This is a genomic window from Paenibacillus sp. P36, assembly GCF_045866505.1.
GTDB lineage: Bacteria > Bacillota > Bacilli > Paenibacillales > NBRC-103111 > Paenibacillus_E > Paenibacillus_E chondroitinus.
Genome location: NZ_AP038372.1, coordinates 1,716,776 through 1,737,034 on the forward strand (window position 1 = coordinate 1,716,776; position 20,259 = coordinate 1,737,034).

General features: G+C 46.2%; 11 protein-coding genes. 10 read left to right on the forward strand and 1 reads right to left on the reverse strand.

Annotation, left to right across the window (positions count from 1 at the left end; translation table 11 throughout):
* The first annotated feature begins 27 nt into the window (after positions 1 to 27).
* A complete protein-coding gene (locus ACKTT9_RS07955; protein WP_407871118.1) occupies positions 28 to 762 on the forward strand; it encodes a glucosamine-6-phosphate deaminase in 735 nt (244 codons plus the stop codon).
* A 90-nt stretch (positions 763 to 852) separates the two neighbouring features.
* Here the strand turns inward: ACKTT9_RS07955 and ACKTT9_RS07960 are convergent, their stop codons facing one another.
* Complete coding sequence (locus ACKTT9_RS07960) at positions 853 to 2,529, reverse strand: hypothetical protein (RefSeq protein WP_407871119.1); 1,677 nt, start codon at positions 2,527 to 2,529, stop codon at positions 853 to 855.
* 491 nt (positions 2,530 to 3,020) lie between these two features.
* On the opposite strand from ACKTT9_RS07960, the gene ACKTT9_RS07965 reads away from it, so the two are divergent.
* The 9 genes from ACKTT9_RS07965 (at position 3,021) to ACKTT9_RS08005 (ending at position 20,249) form a co-directional block, all read left to right on the forward strand.
* Positions 3,021 to 6,578: an S-layer homology domain-containing protein gene (locus tag ACKTT9_RS07965; RefSeq protein WP_407871120.1), complete on the forward strand. Its 3,558-nt coding sequence runs from the start codon at positions 3,021 to 3,023 to the stop codon at positions 6,576 to 6,578.
* 302 nt (positions 6,579 to 6,880) lie between these two features.
* The gene (locus ACKTT9_RS07970; protein ID WP_407871121.1) at positions 6,881 to 8,662 is read left to right on the forward strand and encodes a histidine kinase; all 1,782 of its coding nucleotides are present in this window, start codon (positions 6,881 to 6,883) and stop codon (positions 8,660 to 8,662) included.
* A 40-nt stretch (positions 8,663 to 8,702) separates the two neighbouring features.
* Complete coding sequence (locus ACKTT9_RS07975; protein WP_407871122.1) at positions 8,703 to 10,289, forward strand: response regulator; 1,587 nt, start codon at positions 8,703 to 8,705, stop codon at positions 10,287 to 10,289.
* A 171-nt stretch (positions 10,290 to 10,460) separates the two neighbouring features.
* On the forward strand, positions 10,461 to 11,366 hold the full coding sequence (locus tag ACKTT9_RS07980; protein WP_407871123.1) for an ABC transporter permease: 906 nt from the start codon (positions 10,461 to 10,463) through the stop codon (positions 11,364 to 11,366).
* A 2-nt stretch (positions 11,367 to 11,368) separates the two neighbouring features.
* Complete coding sequence (locus tag ACKTT9_RS07985; protein ID WP_407871124.1) at positions 11,369 to 12,238, forward strand: carbohydrate ABC transporter permease; 870 nt, start codon at positions 11,369 to 11,371, stop codon at positions 12,236 to 12,238.
* A 67-nt stretch (positions 12,239 to 12,305) separates the two neighbouring features.
* Positions 12,306 to 13,892, forward strand: a complete 1,587-nt coding sequence (locus ACKTT9_RS07990; RefSeq protein WP_407871125.1) for an ABC transporter substrate-binding protein — start codon at positions 12,306 to 12,308, stop codon at positions 13,890 to 13,892.
* Between the two features lie 122 nt (positions 13,893 to 14,014).
* On the forward strand, positions 14,015 to 16,048 hold the full coding sequence (locus tag ACKTT9_RS07995) for a beta-galactosidase (RefSeq protein ID WP_407871126.1): 2,034 nt from the start codon (positions 14,015 to 14,017) through the stop codon (positions 16,046 to 16,048).
* Entirely contained in the window at positions 16,035 to 18,104 is a 2,070-nt protein-coding gene (locus tag ACKTT9_RS08000) for a beta-galactosidase (RefSeq protein ID WP_407871127.1), read from the forward strand. Before ACKTT9_RS07995 ends, ACKTT9_RS08000 begins: the two co-directional genes overlap by 14 nt.
* Positions 18,105 to 18,125: 21 nt before the next feature.
* Positions 18,126 to 20,249 (forward strand): glycoside hydrolase family 65, encoded by a 2,124-nt coding sequence (locus ACKTT9_RS08005; RefSeq protein ID WP_407871128.1) that lies wholly within the window; start codon positions 18,126 to 18,128, stop codon positions 20,247 to 20,249.
* The last annotated feature ends 10 nt before the right edge of the window (positions 20,250 to 20,259 follow it).

The following is a 20,259-nucleotide window of genomic DNA, read 5'->3' on the forward strand; positions in this document are numbered from 1 at the left end:
AGATAACTGTTGGAGAGGAGAATTCGATTGAAAATTGAAGTGTTACCGGCGGAAGAAATTAAAACTAGAGTTGCGGACCTGCTATCGGAACAGATTAAGTGCAATCCCAAATCGGTGCTTGGCATGACCACGGGCTCATCACCTTTAAAGTATGGGATCTATCAAGAGTGGATCCGGCGGGAGGGAGCTGGTGAGCTTTCCTTTCATGAAGCAAAATTCATTAACCCTGATGAACTGGTCGGCATTCCGGCTGATCATCCGGAGAGTTATCGAACCTATATGCAAGAGCATTTGTTTAGTCAGCTTCAGACGCTTCAATACGAGCCGCAAATTCCAGATGGCAGTTCAACGGATCTGAAGGCTGAATGCCTTAGATTTGATCAATTGTTAGCTGATCAAGGTTACGTGGATTGGCAGCTTATGGGGCTAGGCTTAAACGGACATATTGCTTTTATCGAACCAAGCAATCATATACCGGCGAAAACGTATGTTTCACAACTTTTTGTAGAGAACAGACCTGTTCACTCGCCGCATTTTCGTTCCGAAGATGAGGTACCCAAGCAATCGATAACAATCGGTTTGGAGGCCGTTATGAAAGCGCGGAACATCGTTCTGGTTGCTACAGGCGACAATAAAGCCGACATGGTGGCAAAAGCTTTTGCTGGGCCGATAACAACTAGCGTCCCAGCGTCATTTTTACAGCTGCATGCGAGTGCGACGATTATTCTCGATCCTGCGGCTGCTTCGAAACTGTCGTTGTAACTAACCCTTGCTTTTAAGTGCCGTGAAAATTGCGGTTTTTTTAATAAAATTATACTTTGGGGGTAAGCAGAGCTTACCCCTTTTTTTAATTTACTCGATCAGATCCTCCATATGCCGTGTAACACCATTATAAGTAGCGTAGCCATAACTTTGCGGCTTACCATCTGCTGCAGTGCCAAACAACAGCTTGAGCGGGGAAGCTCCAATCATGGATGAGAAGGTAGCTCTTAAGTTCATTTCACCGGGATTTGCACCAGTCAATTGAAGGTTTGTTTCATAGGTAGTTTCGCCCAGATAATTATAATTTAACTTCTCAGAACCATTGTAGAAATTCACACCGTCATTACTATAGTTGACGTACAGCGCCTCCGATTTGCCTGAGTAATAAGGCGTCGTCGTTGAAATGTAGTCGATGTATCCCGATTTTTTTCCGGCGATTTTGCCATGTACATCAGGAGAAGTATTGGAAGATAACTTCGTTAAATCTTTTGTGGCATAAGCGATATCATCGGAAGTTTCTTTAATGGGTACAGTTTTACGCGGTTTATAATCAAGCAGATTCACTTTCTGAAGTCGCTTATGCAAGTCATCGTCAAAGCCTCTAAACCCCTCGATCCACATCGCGCGTTTGCCATCTGGATGCCAGGACATGGGAGAATGATAAACCCAATTTGGATCTGTCGAAAGCTGTATGCCTTGATACCCAGGCTCGTTCATAGAACGGTTAATGTCGATCAATGCCGGACCAATGTCACCACTGCGGAAAGTACGTACGCCAGCTACAGAATAATAATAAAGCATGGCATTAATGCCGCCACCAACAAATATAGGTCTAGGCATGATTCCGAAAATGGCCGGGTCGGTATGCATGGAAAACCGTGTACTCATCACCATCCCCAGTTGCTCATCAGGGGAGAATATGGTGGTTTCATCATAGCCAGGCGTACGTGTGATTTGCGTTATCTTGTTAGAGGTCAAATCCTCTACAACGGAATCGGTCGTTACGTTATCTTTGGCTCCAACAACGGAGATGGCGCTGCCTCCATGGATAAACTGCTTCACCTCTCCACCACGACCTGAGGTAGGCGGGATTATATAGCCCGGGTTACTCGGATCATTTGTAAAAGGTTCGGTTGTGCTGATAAGCTGGACTTTCTCGAGCACATAACTATCCGTTTTACGTGACAGGACACCTACAGCTTGGCCGCCGCCATTATTGGTGGTGAACATCGACCAAGCCATATGTTTATTGTCAGGGGCAATGATGATTTCTGACCAACGCGTGGTTATTGCAGGATTATTGTCATCCAAGCCCACAGGATAGACGATTGGAACTACGTTTGTGCTTTTGCATTTATCCAGATTGGGCATGCATTCAAAGACATAATCGCCGAGCAAAATGCGTTTGTTGTCCTGAAAGGGCATATACCGGATGCCACCTGTTTTTTCTTTTAAAGGAATGACGCCAGAGAAGATGACTTTGAAGTCCGAACCATCATCATTGAGTGTAGCGAAGTTGAAAAAGTTGGTGGTAGTGAGATCATTCGCTGTCGAATAAGAAATAAATACTTTTCCCGAATAGGTGTATGTAGCATCATGTAAGATAACATAATCTGGAAGCGGAATCGTGCTTACCTTTACTCGGCCAATGCCATCACTATGCTTGTCGCTGTTCTTGTCTGAAGATGCGTTCGCAGCGAATGTCGGTGTTGCCATGGACAAGAAGAGGCTCAGCATAAGTAGAACTGAAATGATTCTATTTTTCATAATCGTCCTCAAACCTCCTATATGCATCCTAATTTTGTAACCGCTTTCTAAATGGTGTGTGAAAAGCAAATGTTCTTAGGTTTAACTTATTCAATATCACCACCTATGCTCATCTTATTAGGATTGGGATGTTATGAAACTCTAAGATGGTATACTCTTGGAAAAATATATAACGTTAAATCTGAATGCTCAATGGGTCTAATTTAAGCTTCATCAGGGTCATTTTTAAGGTGCTGTAAACTTGGCGGCACGGTTCTATCGTTTTGGAGATAGTTCTTAAAAATGACCTAGTTGAAACTTAAAATTGCCCACTATAAGTAATTTATGACAAAAGATATAATCAAAAACTGAAAGCGCATACAAAACATGTCATTAGTTAGGAGGATTACATTATCTGAAAGTTTCAACTGATTCACTGCGGATACGCAGGGGGAGAAACTGAACGCAGACTCACTACTATCATTTCAGGTACATAAGGAGGTAAACATCAAGTGTTTACAAATAAAAGAGGTTTATTAGGTAAGGCGCTTAGCTTCATGCTCTGCTTCTCTTTACTAGGCATCTATCCAATAAACCCGCAAGAGGCTCACGCAGCTTCAAATGCAATGGTGTCCGTGGATTTAGCTGCTTCACAAGGTGAACTTGTTAGAAGTGAACAGTATAACAATATATCAGACCATGGCATCTATGCGGATCAAAGGAATGAAGATGCACAGTTTTACAATGAACAGGGTCTTCATGGAAAAGTATACAGAGTGTGGATTCACGAGTATGAAGTATACGATAAAGATAGCGGGACATATGATTACAGCAAATATATGGATTACTTATCGGATATGAGCAAAATTTCCGATTCTCTTATGCTTAATATTCCTGGAGAGGTCATGACACACAAGTTAGGTGCACCGATATCAGGCCTAACGGGATGGGGTTATACACCTGAGCAGGTTAAGCCTGTTATAAAGAGAATGATTAAAGATTTGAAACAAATGTATCCGAAAATAAAGTACATAGAAGTGCTAAACGAGCCTAATGATCCTACCTGGACAGCTAATGGTGTTAATAAAGATAATAATTACAGTTACTATAAGGTTTACTACGAGGCAGTAAATGAAATCAATGCAGAACTGAATCCGACAATTCCTTTGCTGGTAGGTGGTCCTACCCTGTATTTTCTCGATACAACCTGGCTAGGGGCATTTCTGGACGGATATAAGAATGATCCTTCTCCAGCAAAGAGACTTGATTTCATCTCCTATCACGCCTATCTAGGTCCAAGCAGCTCTGGTTTTGTATTGTATAAGGATAATCCGAGTGTGGTAGCTGACCAACGCTCTCAAATAGAAGCCCTATTAAATGAGCGGGGCCTCGACTCCCATATACCATCTTATATAACAGAATCAGGTTTGTATCCCGGGCCTCTAGCGGATGATTTTACTAGCATTCAAACCGATCAATTGAGGCAAGCGGCAGGGGTGGCTTCTCTGCAGTATTGGTTTTTGAACAGTGCTAATAATGTACCGTTTTTCTGGGCATTGCGTCATCAGACAAATGGAAGAAAAGATCAATTGGTTTCTAGAAATGCAAGTAATCAAAGTATGCCATATACAGATAAATTTACGCCTTTCGGAAATATGGTGGAAATGAGATCAAAGATGAAGACAACCAGGGTATCGGCGACCTCGGATTCGATCACGAATGGTAAAGGTGTGTATGTGCTGGCATCCAAAGATAATTCTGGCGCATCTATTATGGTTTGGAACTATCAAGGAGTAGGCACCACGGATTATCAAACTGCCATTCAGGCAACCAATTTGCCGCCAATTTTCAACGGTAAAAATGTAAGGGTAAAAACATATAAAATTAACGCGACAACAAGTAATTATTTCTCAAGTCTAGAAAACAGCAATCTTCAAATGGTTGAGGACAAGATTGTTCCTCATACGGGGGCATATAACACGTCCGTAACCCTTGAATCGAATAGTTTGCAGCTTATCGTGTTGGAGCCAGTCGATAAAAACGTGTTTTTAACAAATACGTTCGACGAAGAGGTTACAGGAGCAAATCCTAGTTGGACAGTGAATGAGCCAGTGGATACGACCGTTTCAATCGCAAATGTACCAGATACCGTCAATAGAAGCGTCTATTTATATGATAACTCAACATCTAATTACGCTGAGATCTCTAAAGAGTTTACAAGTTATAATTCAACGTTGAATGCCGAATGGCGCTTTAAAGGAGAAATGAACCTATCGAATGATAGATTCCAGCTCAAGGGTGGGTCTACAGTGGCGACAGATGTGTACGTAAACGAATCTGGCAGTCTGGTCGCGAATGGCATGGTTATTCAGAATGTAAGCCTGGGTGCGTGGTATACGGTAAAACTGGTAGCTGATCCATCTGCGCAAAAGTATGACCTATATATTAACGATGCATTAAAGGCATCGGGACTTCCATTTTCAGCTTCAGTACCGAGTTTGAATACGATTAGTTTCCGAACAGGTGAAGCTAGTAAAAACGCATTATATATCGATGATGTAACCGTTTATGACACTGCTCCGCCGACATGGTCAAGCAACAAATCACTAGCTTTTACGGCACGTAGTCATAACTCCGTCAGCCTGTCTTGGAGCGGTGCAGACAATACGACCGTAGCCTATAATGTGTACAATGGCTCCACCTTAGCTAGCACCGTTGTAGGTGCGACTTACTCGACCATTACGGGGCTAAGTTCCGGTGTAAATTATCAATTTAGTGTTCAAGCGGTTGATGCTTTTGGAAACGTGAGCACGAACGGTCCGTCGATTGCTGTATCCACGACCTCTTCCGGCAGCAGCTCTGGTGGCGGTACTGCACCAGCTAGTGGAAGCAATTCCAGCACAAAGCTCATGGTTGGCACGGATGGCAAGGTGGACGATAATGCACTTAGATCTGCTCTTTCTTCCTTGAAAAATGTTGAAGTAAAGGTGAATGGCGAAAATGTGATTTTACCGGCATCGGGTCTCATCGAGGCTTCAAAACAGAAGGGCACTTCCGTTACGATTACTTCGGCGAATGGTTCATATGTAATGCCGCTGTCTGTCTTGAAACTCGACGAATTAGCCAAGACGCTGGGTGTAAACATAAGCGAACTTTCCATTAAGGTAACGATTAAGCAGGTATCTGCAGATTCAGCCAAAAAGATTGTCGACACAGCCGCTAATATGGGGGCAACTGTTCTAGTTGACGCTGTTGAGTTCAGTGTGACTGTTCAAAGTAAAGACGGAAAGTCTATGGACGTCAATTTCGGTTCCACTTACGTATCCCGTTCTATAGACGTGAAGAAGCCGGTCGACCCGAGGAAAGTAACGGGCGCACTTTACAATGAGGCCACGAAGAAATTAACTTTCGTACCTTCTACTTTCGAATCGAAAGATGGCCATACGGTGGCTACTCTGAAGCGTAACGGGAACAGCATCTATACTGTGGTTGAATCGGATAAGAGCTTTGAAGACATTTCTAACCACTGGGCTCAAGTCGATATCGAACTGTTGGCTAACAAGCTTGTAGTAGATGGGATAACCGAGAATAAGTTCGATGCTGACCGCAACATCAGCAGAGCCGAGTTTGCTGCACTTATGGTTCGCTCTCTTGGACTCAGTACTGTGAAATCCACTTCTTCGTTCGTAGATGTAAAAGATGATGTTTGGTATGCTGACGCAGTTTCCACTGCTTCCGCAGCTGGCATTATTAATGGCTACGAAAACAATACGTTCCTTCCGAATGCTCCAATTAATCGTGAAGAATTAGCTGCTATGGCCGTTCGTGCAATGAACTACATTGGCGTCAACGCCAATGTAACGGCTTCAGAACAAGCCAGTCTGCTAGGCCAATTCAAGGATTCCGGCAAAATCGTTTGGGCACAAAAGGAAGTCGCTGCAGCCATTCATGCCAAGTTAATTAATGGTCTGGACGATGGGTTGCTCGGTTCTGATGGCCAAGCAACTCGCGCTCAAACGGCTGCCATCTTGAAGCGATTCTTGACGGCAGTCAATTTTATAAATGAGTAGTATCAATTCCTTGTGGTAGTAACCAGCAGGACGGACACGTCAGTGACCATCCTGCTGGTTTTTTGGTGATTGGATAAAATCACTTAAAAATGACCTAGTATAATCTTAAAAATGACCCTTTTAGTTCATAATGTACTTAACGTATAGTGATTGAAAGCGGATACTTAAGCTTACCCAATATATTCCTTCCCGATTACTTTGGTAGCGTCGATGCATCACGGCATGTACAATGGATGGAAACGACGTTGAACGAGGAAGTGCCAGATATGGAGAGCAGCTCATGGAAAAGAAGGGCAGTTTTAATGATAAGAAATATGAAGTTGCAAAACAAATTAATGGCCGGCTACCTTCTTGCCTGCATTATTCCGCTGTTGGTTGTAAGCGTGATCATATTTCATCAATCGACAGCAGGGTTGGAGAATTCCTCCCAAGATTTTGCTAATCTTTACACTTCACAGATACGGACTTCTTTGAATGAATTTGTCAAAGAATATGACACAGTCACGAAGTCAGTACTTGTTGAGAACGAATTTATTTATAAAATCGGAGAAAAGCGAAATAGAACCATGGATGAATTGGTTTCCCAAAAGGTTGCAATCCAGAGGTTACTGATGAGGGTTACGCTGCTTAAACCGGAGATTGGCACGGTGATGTTGGTCAGCCGCGATAACAGTGTCTACCAATATACGACTGCGACGAGCACGGTGGATGAGAACGTATTATTGTCGCAGGATTGGTATAAGAGGATCCGCAGCACAGACGATACTTTTTTTATTACGGGGTTACATGATCGTTCCTATTATGATGATAAAGGGAAGGGGGCGATCGTGACGGTGGGAAGAGTGCTTTTCAGTTCGGACGGGGCATATTCGGGAATGCTTCTCATCGACCTGGATCCATTCACGCTGCTTCAGCTCGATAATGCCTTCGTCTTAGCCAGGGACAAGTATGGCATGCGTGTCATTTTGAGCAATCGCCAAGGGGAAATTGTCTATCATTCCGATGCAGCAAGCGGCCGTATGACGTGGGCACAGGTGCTGGCATCAGGTTCGGAATACTTGAAGGAAGATAACAGTAATGAACGGATTACATTATTAGGAAGCACCCAGTCGAATAATCTGTTTATCCGAACCGAGATTCCACGGGAGAGGTTACTGCTTGAGATCAATAAGATCAAGGGAGTGACGGTCATCGTGATCTTGACGAGCTGTCTAATCATTACTTTCATCTCGCTTGGTTTAAGTTATACAATAACCAAACCTATTAAGGCTCTCCGCAGGAGCATGAAGCAGGCGGAAACAGGACAATATTTGCCCATAGAGAAAGAGCAGGCGAATGATGAGATTGGCAGTCTGGTGCACAGTTATAATAAAATGATTGTCACGATTCGAACTCTGATCGAAGATGTATATATCGCAGAGATCAAGCATCGTAAGGCCAAGTTCCTAGCGTTGCAGAATCAGATCAATCCGCACATGCTCTACAATACATTAGAGTCAATTCGAATGAAGGCGCTAGTGAAAGAAGAAGATGAAATCGCGGGCATGATCAAGATTTTGGCGAGAATGTTCCGGCTTACTTTAGGCAAGGACGGCAAACAACATTCGATTAAACACGAAATCGACTATACCATTAATTATTTGCAGCTGCAGAATATACGCTTTGACAACAGTTTCCAGCTTGATGTTCGTATACCTGAAGAGATGCAGACATGCAGCATCCTTCCTCTCATTTTTCAACCTATTGTGGAGAATAGTATTATTCATGGCTTTAAAGGTTATGAAGGAAATATGCATATCGTGATTGAAGGCACATGGACGGCGGATGGCGAGATTTTGATCCGAATTATGGATGACGGAATGGGTATTTCTCAGGACAAGCAGGAGACACTGTCAGCAATCCTAGAGGATGCGGCGTCGGACAAGTATAAGTTGGACGAGTTGGACGCGTCAGAAGGTGGAGGACTGGGTGTGAAAAATATTGCAGAACGCATCAAGCTCCAATATGGGGACCTCTATTATCTAACGATTCAATCAGATGAAAGCAGAGGAACAACGGTCGAAATTCTCATTCCCAAATACTAAGGTTGTGTTGTTAGCTTGCATGAAGGGGGAGGCTTCTAGGATGAAAATTGTTGTGGTTGATGACGAGAAAGGTATTGTTGACGGTCTCCAAAAAATGATAAGCCGCTATATCCCAGAATGCGAGATTACGGGAGCGGCTTACAATGGTATAGAAGGCCTTAAGCTCATACTAGAGCGTCAACCGGATATTGTCCTTACCGATATTCGCATGCCTCAAGCAGATGGATTATACATGATCCAGAAGCTGCAAGAGAATGGCTGCCAGGCCAAATTCATTTTATTAAGCGGGTATGCGGACTTTGAATATGCCCGAAGAGGTATGCAACTGGGCGTGAAATTTTATCTCAATAAACCGGTGGAAGAAGAGGAACTCAGGGAATGCGTCTGTAAGGTTATGGACGTGATTCAGGAGGAACGGACGAAGCTGCAAGAGGTAAATGAGCTGAAGCAAGAAGTGAACAGCCGTATGATGGAAAGCGCTTTGCGAGACATCATCGATGGAGGCAGTGACAGTACAGTATATGTGGATGAGCTGCTTCATATGGCTCGCATTCCGGCGGATCGTACGCAGGTTATTTGCGCTTTGTTGGAATTTGAAAGCAGTCTGGGTACTCTGTTTGAAAACGGGCTTGACCCCATTTTCCAACATATTGACCGCACACTGGGACTATATAAAGGGGTCTACCGTTTCCGATATTTAGGCTCGCAAGTGGCTGTCATCATTACTCATGATAGCACCATCGAGTATGAGGAGTTAGTCCGGGCCATTCAGCGTCTTAAAGATGCCATATTTCGTGACTTGAAATTGTCCGTAACCGTAGGAATTGGTACCGTGAAAGATCAGCTCGTGCTGGGAATTAGCGCTTCTTTTGAGGAAGCCCGCAGCTCCCTTAGTTACAAGATTGTTAAAGGAACGGGCGTTGTGATTGCCTACCCGCACATCATGGCGCAGCCAGGCAAGCGCCAATCCGTACCAGAAGATATGATTAACAAGTTAGAAGCGGGACTTGATAATATGGATAAAGAAGCTTGTTTCGGTACAATCCGCGAGATCTTTCAGTGGCTGAAAGAAGGACGTGAGCTGAGTCCCGTTGACCTCCAACTCCAGTGTTTAAACATTCTATTATCCAGTGCGCGCAAACTATCCTTGGATCAGTTGCAGCAAAATGACTTTCTGGGACGCCACATCCTTTCCCTCGAGGGTCTCTCTCGAAATCGAACATTGGAGCGTATGGAAGACTGGATGGTTCAAGTGATCAAAGGCATTATTGACTTTAAGTTAGAGCATAATATGTCGAAGAAAAAGGATATTATCGCCGAGATTAAGGACTACGTATCGACGCACTACGCGGAAGCGATCAGTTTAGCGGAGCTGTCCTCTCGTTTTTTTATCAATCCCTATTATTTGAGCCAACTCTTTAAGCAAAAGACGGGAGATGCCTATCTGACTTTTCTTGCACAGACGAGGATTAACAAGTCTAAGGAATTGCTGGAAAAGACGGATTTAAAGGTGTATGAAATCTGTCAAATGGTCGGTTATTCCGATTCGCAGCACTTTGCCAAGGTGTTTGAAAAATTTACGGGTTGCAAGCCTAGCGAATACCGCAAGAATCCCCCAACTGTTTAATTGTTAAAAGTCCTTTCGCCGTTTCTAGGGTGGAAGGATTTTTATTGTTATCTATAAAATGACCTTGTTAAATCTTAAAAACGTCCCTTTGAGCGGCAAGCGCCTGAAGTGTACACTAATGGAAGCGAATACAACGAAAGACAACAACTAGACGCTGAAAGGAGAGTTAACATGAGAAGTCGCTATGTTGAACGAATGAAGGTGTTTTGGCCGCTCTATGTGATGGCCATTCCGGGGATGATCTTTCTTCTCATTTTTAAGTACATCCCCTTACTAGGCTCTATGATTGCTTTTAAGGATTATTCGGTGTTCAAAGGGTTTATCGACAGTCCTTGGGTGGGCTTAAAGCATTTTGAGAAACTCTTCCATTATCCGGATTTTGTCCGTGTGTTTAGCAACACATTGATCTTGGGCTTTTTGAAAATTGTGCTGGTCTTCCCCATTCCGATTCTTTTGGCACTGATGATGAACGAAGTTCGGAAATCCGCGCTGAAAAAAGGGGTTCAAACCGCACTTTATATCCCTCACTTTTTATCGTGGGTGATTGTGTCCGGTATTGTGTTTGACATCTTCTCACTTAGCGGGTTGTTTAACATCGTCTTGGGCTGGTTTGGCCATGATCCGATTCTGGCCATGCAAGATAGCGCTTACTTCCGTCCGGTGTATGTACTCACTGCCATTTGGCGGGATGCTGGCTGGGGAACAGTCGTCTATATGGCCGCGATCAGCGGCATCGACCCGCAATTATATGAATCAGCTATGATGGATGGTGCCTCGCGCTTCAAACAGATTCGACATATTACGTTTCCGTTGCTTCTGCCCACGGTACTGGTGTTGTTTTTGCTGGAAATCGGCAACTTCCTGGACTTAGGCTTCGATCAAGTGTTTAATCTCTTGACGCCGATGACATACAGCGTAGGGGATATCCTCGATACGTATGTGTACCGAACAGGTATTCAGCAGGCGCAGTACAGTTTTGCAACCGCAGTTGGTTTGTTCCAGTCGGTGATTGGTTTCGTTCTGGTGTATATCTTTAATCGGATGTCCAAGAAAATTTCGGATGGGGGGTTGTGGTAAACATGTTTGAATCCAGGGGAGAAAAAGCTTTCGTAGCAGGCATCACAACCCTTCTTCTGCTATTATCATTCATTGCACTTGTGCCGCTGTTATCCGTCCTCTCCATTTCGTTCAGCTCGAAGAGTGCAGTTGTGCAAAATTTGGTGTCCATCTGGCCGAAGCAGATCACATTGGATTCCTGGAGCTATATTCTAGAACGTCCTGATTTGTGGAAATCATTTTTTCTCACGCTAGGCTCAACCGTAATTGGTACCGCAATGGCACTTTTAATAACAGCTTTACTTGCCTATCCGCTTTCTAAGAAGGAGTTCCGGTGGGGTTCTGTGATCATGGTAGGTGTGGTCATTGCGATGATTTTCAAAGCGCCGATCATTCCTTACTTTCTTACTGTACGCGGGATAGGTTTATATAATAATCCGTTGGTTCTGATCGTACCTCATATTCTGAACCCATTTAATCTGATCATCATGAGATCCTTTTTCAAAGAGTTCCCGAAGGAACTCGAGGAAGCGGCTTTCTTGGAAGGAAGCGGCTACTTCCGAATGCTGTTTCAATTTGTCCTTCCATTGTCCAAGGCCGTCCTTGCTACACTAGCCTTGTTCTACGCAGTAGTCATTTGGAACCAATTCCAGACCCCGTTGTTATTTCTCCAGAATACGGACTGGTTCCCGCTGCAGATGAAAATTCGCCAGTTCATCACGGATGATAACACGATTTTGCCTGGAGCAGCTTCCATGGTTGATTTTAACTTCAACGAAAGAACGTTACGATCCGCAACGGTCATCTTCGCCATCATTCCAATCATTGCGGTGTATCCGTTCTTGCAAAAGTATTTCGTCAAAGGAGCCATGATCGGTTCTGTGAAAGGATAATTTCTTTCGGTTTTAAGAAATAATGAGTTTAAGCATAAAAAGGTGACTTCAAGGGGGAAACATGGCAATGGTTATCAAAAAAATAGGGGTGCTGGTAGTAACAGGCGCCTTAACCGTTTCAGTAATGGCAGGCTGCAGCAGCAATACGGACAAATCCGCTGCTTCTTCAGAGCCAGTTACAGGAACAAACGCATCGTCAAAGGCTGATGGCATCGTTGATCTTGAGGTATGGGATGGCAACACGGGCTTTAAACCAATTACCAAAGGCAGCAAGCTTTATGATTTTTATAAGGAAAAGCTGGGCGTTGGCGTTATTCAACCATATGTAGAATGGAACGGAGGCACCAATTATCTGAACCAGCTGAATCTGAAGATTGCAGCGAACGAAATGCCAGACATGTTCCAGCCTGTGCAGGGCATCGAAGACAGCTTGGCTAAAAACGGCGCGATCGCCGATTTAACAGATCTTTTACCCAAGTATGCACCTAATGTCATGCAGGTTATTCCGAAAGAAGTGTGGGACGTGGTTAAAGCCAATGATCCTACCGGACAAGGAAGAATTTATTATACCCCAGGCATATTGGATTATGGCAGAGAAACCGGTTTAATTCGTAAGGATTGGCTGGACAAGCTGGGGCTGCCAATGCCGAAGACGCAAGATGATTATGTGAAGGTGCTTGAGGCTTTCCGAGATAAGGATCCGAACGGCAACGGACAAAAAGATGAGCTTCCGACCGGTGGCCGTGAGCAAGCAGCATGGATGGATCATCTATTCGCCATGTACGGTGTAGCGATGTTCGAAGGCAAGCCGGATTGGGATGTGTACGATGGCAAGCTGACGTACTCCGCCGTAACACCCAATATGAAGGCAGCTCTGGAGTTCATAGCTAAGCTATATAAAGACGGTTTGATGGATAAAGAGTCGCTTTTGAACAATAAGGCGAAATGGGAAGGCAAAAATGACTCCAATGTTGTCGGGAATTACTTTCACTGGGAAGAGTCGGTCTTCGAGCGTCTAGAGAATATTAATAAAAATAAAGGTGTGAAAGGTGACTACTCCGTCCTCCCAATTCCAGAGGTGCCAGGCTTTAAGGGCTTCTATACGGTGAAGAAGATGCAGCCTCCTGCTTGGGTTGTGAAGAACAACAAAGATCAGACGAAACTCATGGCCTCGCTGAAGCTGTTGAACAATATGTACGACAAAAAGATCTGGAATACATTATTCCTTGGCGTTGAAGGCATGCACTATACCATGAAGGATGGTAAAGCCACGAGGCTGCCGGAAGACAAAAGTACACAGGAGAATTTAGCCATCAACCCGTATCTATATGTGGCTACCGCAGATTTCTCAGCGGAATTATATAAGAGCACGACATCGGAAGACAGGAAATGGGCTGTGGATCAAGGGATCCGCAATATCACAGAAGCTCAGAAATATGTCAAAGTCATTGCCGGTGACGGTATGCCGGCGAGCGTCTATGATGGCTTTGCTGATATCAACAATCGTACGCTTTATGTGGAATATGCCACCAAGATTATTCTTGGCCAGTACCCGATTAGCAAATTTGATGAATTCGTAGACAAGTGGAACAAATCAGGTGGGGATGAAGTCACGAAGCGCGCTAATGAGTGGTATGCGAAGGTGAAGAAATAATTATTGGAACAGGAATATAAGTTATGTTCGGAGCAGCTGGTATATCAAGCTGCTCCGCTTATTTTCCATTTTTTACGAAGTAAGTGGAAGTGGATAACAAACTTTTTTGAGGTGAAAATAACATGATTTATGTAGGAACGAATTACCATCCACACGATTGGCCACGCGAAAGATGGCCGGAGGATATCCGCTTGATGAAGAAAGCGGGATTTAATCTCGTACGTCTCGGGCATCTATGCTGGGACAGCTTCGAGCCTTCGGAGGGGAACTATGACTTCGCTTGGTTCGATGAGGTCATGGGTTTGTTCGCAGAAGCAGGCTTTAAAGTCGTGCTCGATATTGCAACCCGGCCGGCACCGACTTGGCTTCATAAGAAATATCCGGCAATTCAGCTCGCTGACCGGAATCGGAATCCGCTTCTGGCCGTGCACCGATATATGGAGGATGTGGGTCATCCGGCCTTTCAGGAATACGCCTACCGGTTCGCTGAAACGCTGACCAAGCGATATGCTGAGCATCCAGCGCTGCACGCGTTTGGCTTGTGCAACGAGGTGGGCAGCGGGATCCCGACTTTCTCGGATGAAGCGTGCCAGCGGTATAGACAGTGGTTGAAGGTCAAGTACGGCAGCGTGGAAGAATTGAATACGGCCTGGGCTGCACAAAGATGGTCACGTAAGCTTAACAGCTTCGAGGATGCGGAGTTCCCGGTCGCTGGGGATATCAACGGAGCTCCGGAAAGAATGCTGGATATGCGGAGGTTTTTCTCGGATGAGCAGCTTGCCTATCTGTACGGTTTAAGCGAAATCGTTCGGAAGAATGCCCCGAACGCACGTGAAACGACGAATCATTGGGGAGAAAATCCAGTGCTCGGCTTCGACTATTTGAAAGGCTATCATCAAATTTTTGATTTGCCAGGAGTTGGATTCTACCCAGGCGTGAACCCGGAGGACAGAAATGCGCTGTTCGGCGCTTGCCTTCATATGAATCACCGCATCAGTGAGAAGGATGAGCCGATTTGGTGTTTGGAATTCCAGACCGGCTCCTTCGGTGCCTATGCACCTCCCAAAGGTGCTCTTCGCATGTATGCGTATTTATCCTTATTATTCCGCTCGGAAGCCATATGCGCTTGGACATGGAGATCGATGTTGGGCGGGGAAGAGCAGTATCTATTTGGGCTGCTGGATCACGACGGTCGGCCTGGAAGAAAACTGGATGAATTCCGCCAATTTGCACTTGAGATGGAGAAGCTGCAATCGATCGGACTACCGTATCTTCCTAAGCCTGAGATTGCGCTTGCTTATTCCTTCGAATCGTTCAAAGTAGCCGAGAATCAAAAGGGATATTACAAAACGCCGTATCTTGAGCAAATGATGCAGACATTTATAGCGCTTGGCGAGGATAATGTGGATTGTAATATCGTGAACTTGCGCCAGATCGAGAAGGACTACAAGCTGTTGCTAGTTCCTGGCCACTGTATCATGGACGAAGCCTCCGCTCAGACGATCAGGGAATTCGTCCAGAACGGAGGAACGGTGATTATGACAGCCTATTCGGCCAAAGTCGATGAGCACAATACGGTTTTTGGCACGACGATGCCTGGCAGACTGAGTGATGTGTTCGGTATTCGCGCTAATGCGTTCGAGCGCCCCGTCTATCATTATTCAGATTCCAATGAGGGTGGACTGCAAAAGCAGAAAATGAATCTTCGGCGTGAAACACCGAAAATTCAGATACAAGATCGTATGTTAGATTTCCCGATTGATTACTACGAAATTCTAGAGCTTTCAACGGCAGAGGTTTTGGCTACTTTCACCAACCTGGAGAGTGAGCTTCCTGCGGTCAGCATCAATGCCTTCGGCAAAGGGCAAGCCGTTTATGTGGCTGTACCCGCTCAAGTGGATCTTATGCAAGCGATACTGAACCATTTTTACACACAGCTTGATGTTAAAAAGGGACCAGAAACACCGCGAGGCGTAACCGCGCGTCAAGTCGGTGATAGTGTCTTATATGTAAACACGACATCTTCGGAGCAGTCGATCTCCCTTGCCGGAGAGGGAGTGAGCCTGCTATCGGGACTTAAGTACGAGACTTCGCTGCAGTTGGAGCCGTATGGGGCAGAAGTCATTGTGAGGGAGAATACGCATGATGGTGCATAGAGGGCAAGGGCAAGAATGGAGAACTGAGCAATTTCGACTTGGTGTATGCTACTATCCGGAGCAATGGCCGGAACAACTCTGGGAAGACGACTATCGCCGTATGAAGGCTCTCGGCTTCTCGATCGTCCGTGTAGCCGAGTTTGCCTGGTCAATCTTCGAACCGGAGGAAGGGCGTTTCGAGTTTGACTTGTTCGATCGGGCGATCGATCTTGCACACAGATATGGCTTGCTCGTCATTATGAGCACACCGACCGCGACCCCGCCAGCCTGGCTGACAGCCAAGTACCCGGAAGTATTGAACGCCAAACAGGACGGAACCGTGTACCAACATGGTCAGCGCCGCCATTTCAACTATAACGCGCCGGTCTATCGCGAGTTGTGTGCGAGGATCGTTACGCAATTGGCGGAGCATTACAAAGACCATCCAGCCGTCGTCGGTTGGCAGATCGATAATGAACTGAACTGTGAGGTCAACACCTTTTACTCAAAAGCTGATCACGAAGCATTCCGCGTCTGGTTGCAGAAGAAGTATGGCAATTTGGATGGCTTAAATCAAGCGTGGGGCGCGGTGTTTTGGAATCAGACCTACAGCGATTGGTCACAGGTTCATTTGACCAGGACGACGCCTACCAATTCGCCGAACCCGCATCAGGCGCTCGATGAGAAACGATTTTTTTCAGATAGTGCGATCTCCTACGCCAAGTTTCAATCGGAAATTCTGCGAGAGAAAGCGCCGAACCATTGGGTCACGACGAACGGTATGTTCGGGCACTTAGACAGTCACCAAATGATGGACGATACGTTGGATGTGTTCGCATATGACTCCTATCCGAACTTCAGCACTATCTTGCCTGATCAAGGTGATCGACCGCTGCTGGACCGCAAGTGGAGCCTGAATCTCAGTGCGGCCCGCGATGTTTCGCCGAATTTCATCGTCATGGAGCAGCAGTCCGGTCCAGGCGGTTGGGTGAACCGCATCGAAATGCCATCGCCGAAACCAGGACAGATGCGGCTCTGGACGTATCAATCGATTGCACATGGAGCGGATATGCTGCTTTATTTCCGCTGGCGGACAGCGACCATGGGAACGGAGATTTACTGGCATGGATTAAACGATTACCATAATCGGCCGAATCGCCGCATCGAGGAAGCTGGCCGTATTGGCGAAGAGCTGAAGCGGATCGGCAAGCATCTGCTGGGCGCTACGTACCAAGCAGAAGTCGCGATACTGAAAGATTACGACAATGAATGGGACGGAGAATTGGATGTTTGGCACGGACCGCTGATGGGGAAAAGCATCATCGGATGGTTCAAGGCGCTGCAGCGCCACCATATCCCTGCGGATACGAAGTATATGCGTTCAACGACGACTTTGGAGGATTTGGCCAAGTATCGTGTGCTGATCTATCCACATCCGGCCATTATGCCGGAGTCAATTGCGGAGCTGCTGAGAAGCTACGTCGACAGTGGAGGGACACTTATTCTCGGTTGCAGAAGTGGCTACAAAGATGCGACAGGCCAGTGCTATATGCAGCCGTTCCCAGGACCGCTGGCCGACTTGTGCGGCATTGAGGTGGAGGATTTTACACGGATCGGGCCGCTGCAACAGGCTCCTGACATCCGTTGGTTCAACGATGAGGTCGTTCAGGGAGATGCTTTTGTAGACATTCTACGCGTCACGTCAGATAACGCGGAGGTCTTGGCCTTATATGCCTCCGATTATTATAGAGATAAACCGGCTATGGTACGGAACTTGTTCGGAAAAGGCACTGCCTATTATTACGGCAGTGTATTTACTGAAGCGGTAGCAGGCAAACTCATTGTTGAGATGGGCTTAATGTCCCCGGCTGCGAAATGGGCCGAGCTGCCTGAAGATGTAGAGCTGGCGATTCGCGCAAATGCCAGCACACAAAAGAGCTATGCAATTCTGATGAACTATGCGCACGAAGCGCGAGAAGTTACCCTTTTTTCACGGAAACGAGATCTGCTTACAGATACCGTCCTTCACGGCATCGTCACGATGAAGCCCTTTGAGGTGTACGTAATTGAAATCTAACTGTGGATGGAGTGGAAAACGTTGGTTCATAAAAATGAAGCTGGAAATGCTAATTTCCTGGACGTAAACAGGCAATCGATCAATCGAGAAGCGTTAGTGCGCCGCCACAACCCAGTCGTTAAGGGTTTCGACAAATTCTCCTCGCTAACGGTGGGAAACGGGAATTATGCGTTCACCGTTGACGCAACGGGTCTGCAAACCTTTCCAGAGATCTACGAGAATGGCGGTGTTGGACTTGGTCACCTGTCCAATTGGGGCTGGCATACCTCTCCCAATCCAATGGGCTACGAGGTGGAGAAGTTTCCGAAAACCTCTTACACGACGTTAAGTGGGAGGGAAATCGGATTTCCCTATATGCCGCGCGAGGAGAGCAGCGAGGAATACAGATGGCTGCGGATGAACCCTCACCGCCTGCATTTAGGGGCAATCCAATTCCTCCTAACTCTCCCTTCGGGCGAACCAGCTGGACCGGAGCAATTACAGGAAATTGAACAAGAACTAGACCTGTGGACGGGTGTGATCTCCAGTAACTTCACCTTATCAGGAACAACGGCCAAAGTGGTGACCTGCTGCCATCCGTTGGAAGACATCCTCGCTATTCGGGTGAAATCCAGCCTGCTTGTGTCAGGTGAGCTTAAACTGGCCTTGCGGTTTCCTTACGGTTCTGCCACCTTTGGCGGATCAGGCGCAGTATGGGACTGTGCGGAAGCACACCGGAGCGAAATCATGGAATCAACGGATCGCTTTGTCCGCTTTAGTCGAACATTAGATCAAGATACCTATGCTGTCACGGCTGCCTGGTCAAATGGCACACTTGAAGGAGATTCGTCTGACCCTCATCTTTTTGTCCTTACTTTAGATAAAGATGAGATCGAATTTGTGATTCGTTTCTCTAAAGAAGAAACAGCCGCTACTCTTCCTGTCTTCGAAGAAGTTCTAACACGTACGACGAATCATTGGCCTGCTTTTTGGAGTAGCGGCGCTGCGGTAGAACTGGCTGGGAGTCAGGATAGCCGTGCCCATGAGCTGGAACGTCGCATCGTGCTCTCGCAATATTTGACGGCCGTGCAGTCGTCTGGATCACTTCCACCTCAAGAGACCGGGCTGACGATGAATAGCTGGGCTGGCAAATTCCATCTCGAGATGCATTGGTGGCATTCTGTTCATTTTGCGCTATGGAACCGTCCGGAACTGCTGTCGAATAGCTTGGGCTTTTATCAAGATTTACTTCCCAAAGCGCAAGAATTGGCGCAGTCGCAAGGCTTCGAGGGGGCACGTTGGCCTAAATGTGTCACAGAAGAAGGCGTCAACGCACCTTGCTTTATCGAACCATTTCTTATCTGGCAACAGCCGCACCCGATCTACTTTGCTGAGCTGCTATACTCGATTGACAAGAATCATGAAACGCTGAAACGGTATAGTGAGATTGTCTTTCAAAGTGCAGCATTTATGGCTTCCTTCGCAGAATGGGATGATAAGACCAAGTGTTATGTTTTGGGTCCGCCCCTTGCTCCGGCGCAGGAAATTTTTGATCATGCCATGACGATGAACCCTACTTTCGAGCTTGCTTACTGGGCTTTCGGCTTATCGACAGCGATCCGTTGGAGGGAAAGACTCGGCTTAACACGCATGGAACAATGGGATCATGTGCTGGAACACTTGTCTCCGCTGCCTGTTTCGGACGGGCTGTATGTGGCCGCCGAAACGGTTCTCGATACATTCAGCGGCCGCACTGGCATCGACGATCATCCGACCATGCTAGCACCTCTAGGCATTTTGCCTGGTTTAATGACAGATACAGAAACGATGCGGCGAACATTTCACAAAGTCTTACGTGTGTGGGAGTGGAAGGACACATGGGGCTGGGACTATCCGATGATGGCAATGACAGCTGCTAGGCTCGGTGAAGGGCATCTTGCCGTTGACTTGCTCCTGATTAATCGGACGAAGAATACCTATTTGCCAAACGGACATAACTTTCAGACCCCTAGACTGCCACTCTATCTGCCAGGCAATGGAGGCCTGTTGACGGCCGTTGCCATGATGGCTGGCGGTTGGTTGAATGGTCCCGATACAGCCGCCCCCGGTTTCCCACAGGATGGGACTTGGACCGTTCGTTGTGAAGGAATAAATCAAATGCTTTAAGTTGACTTTT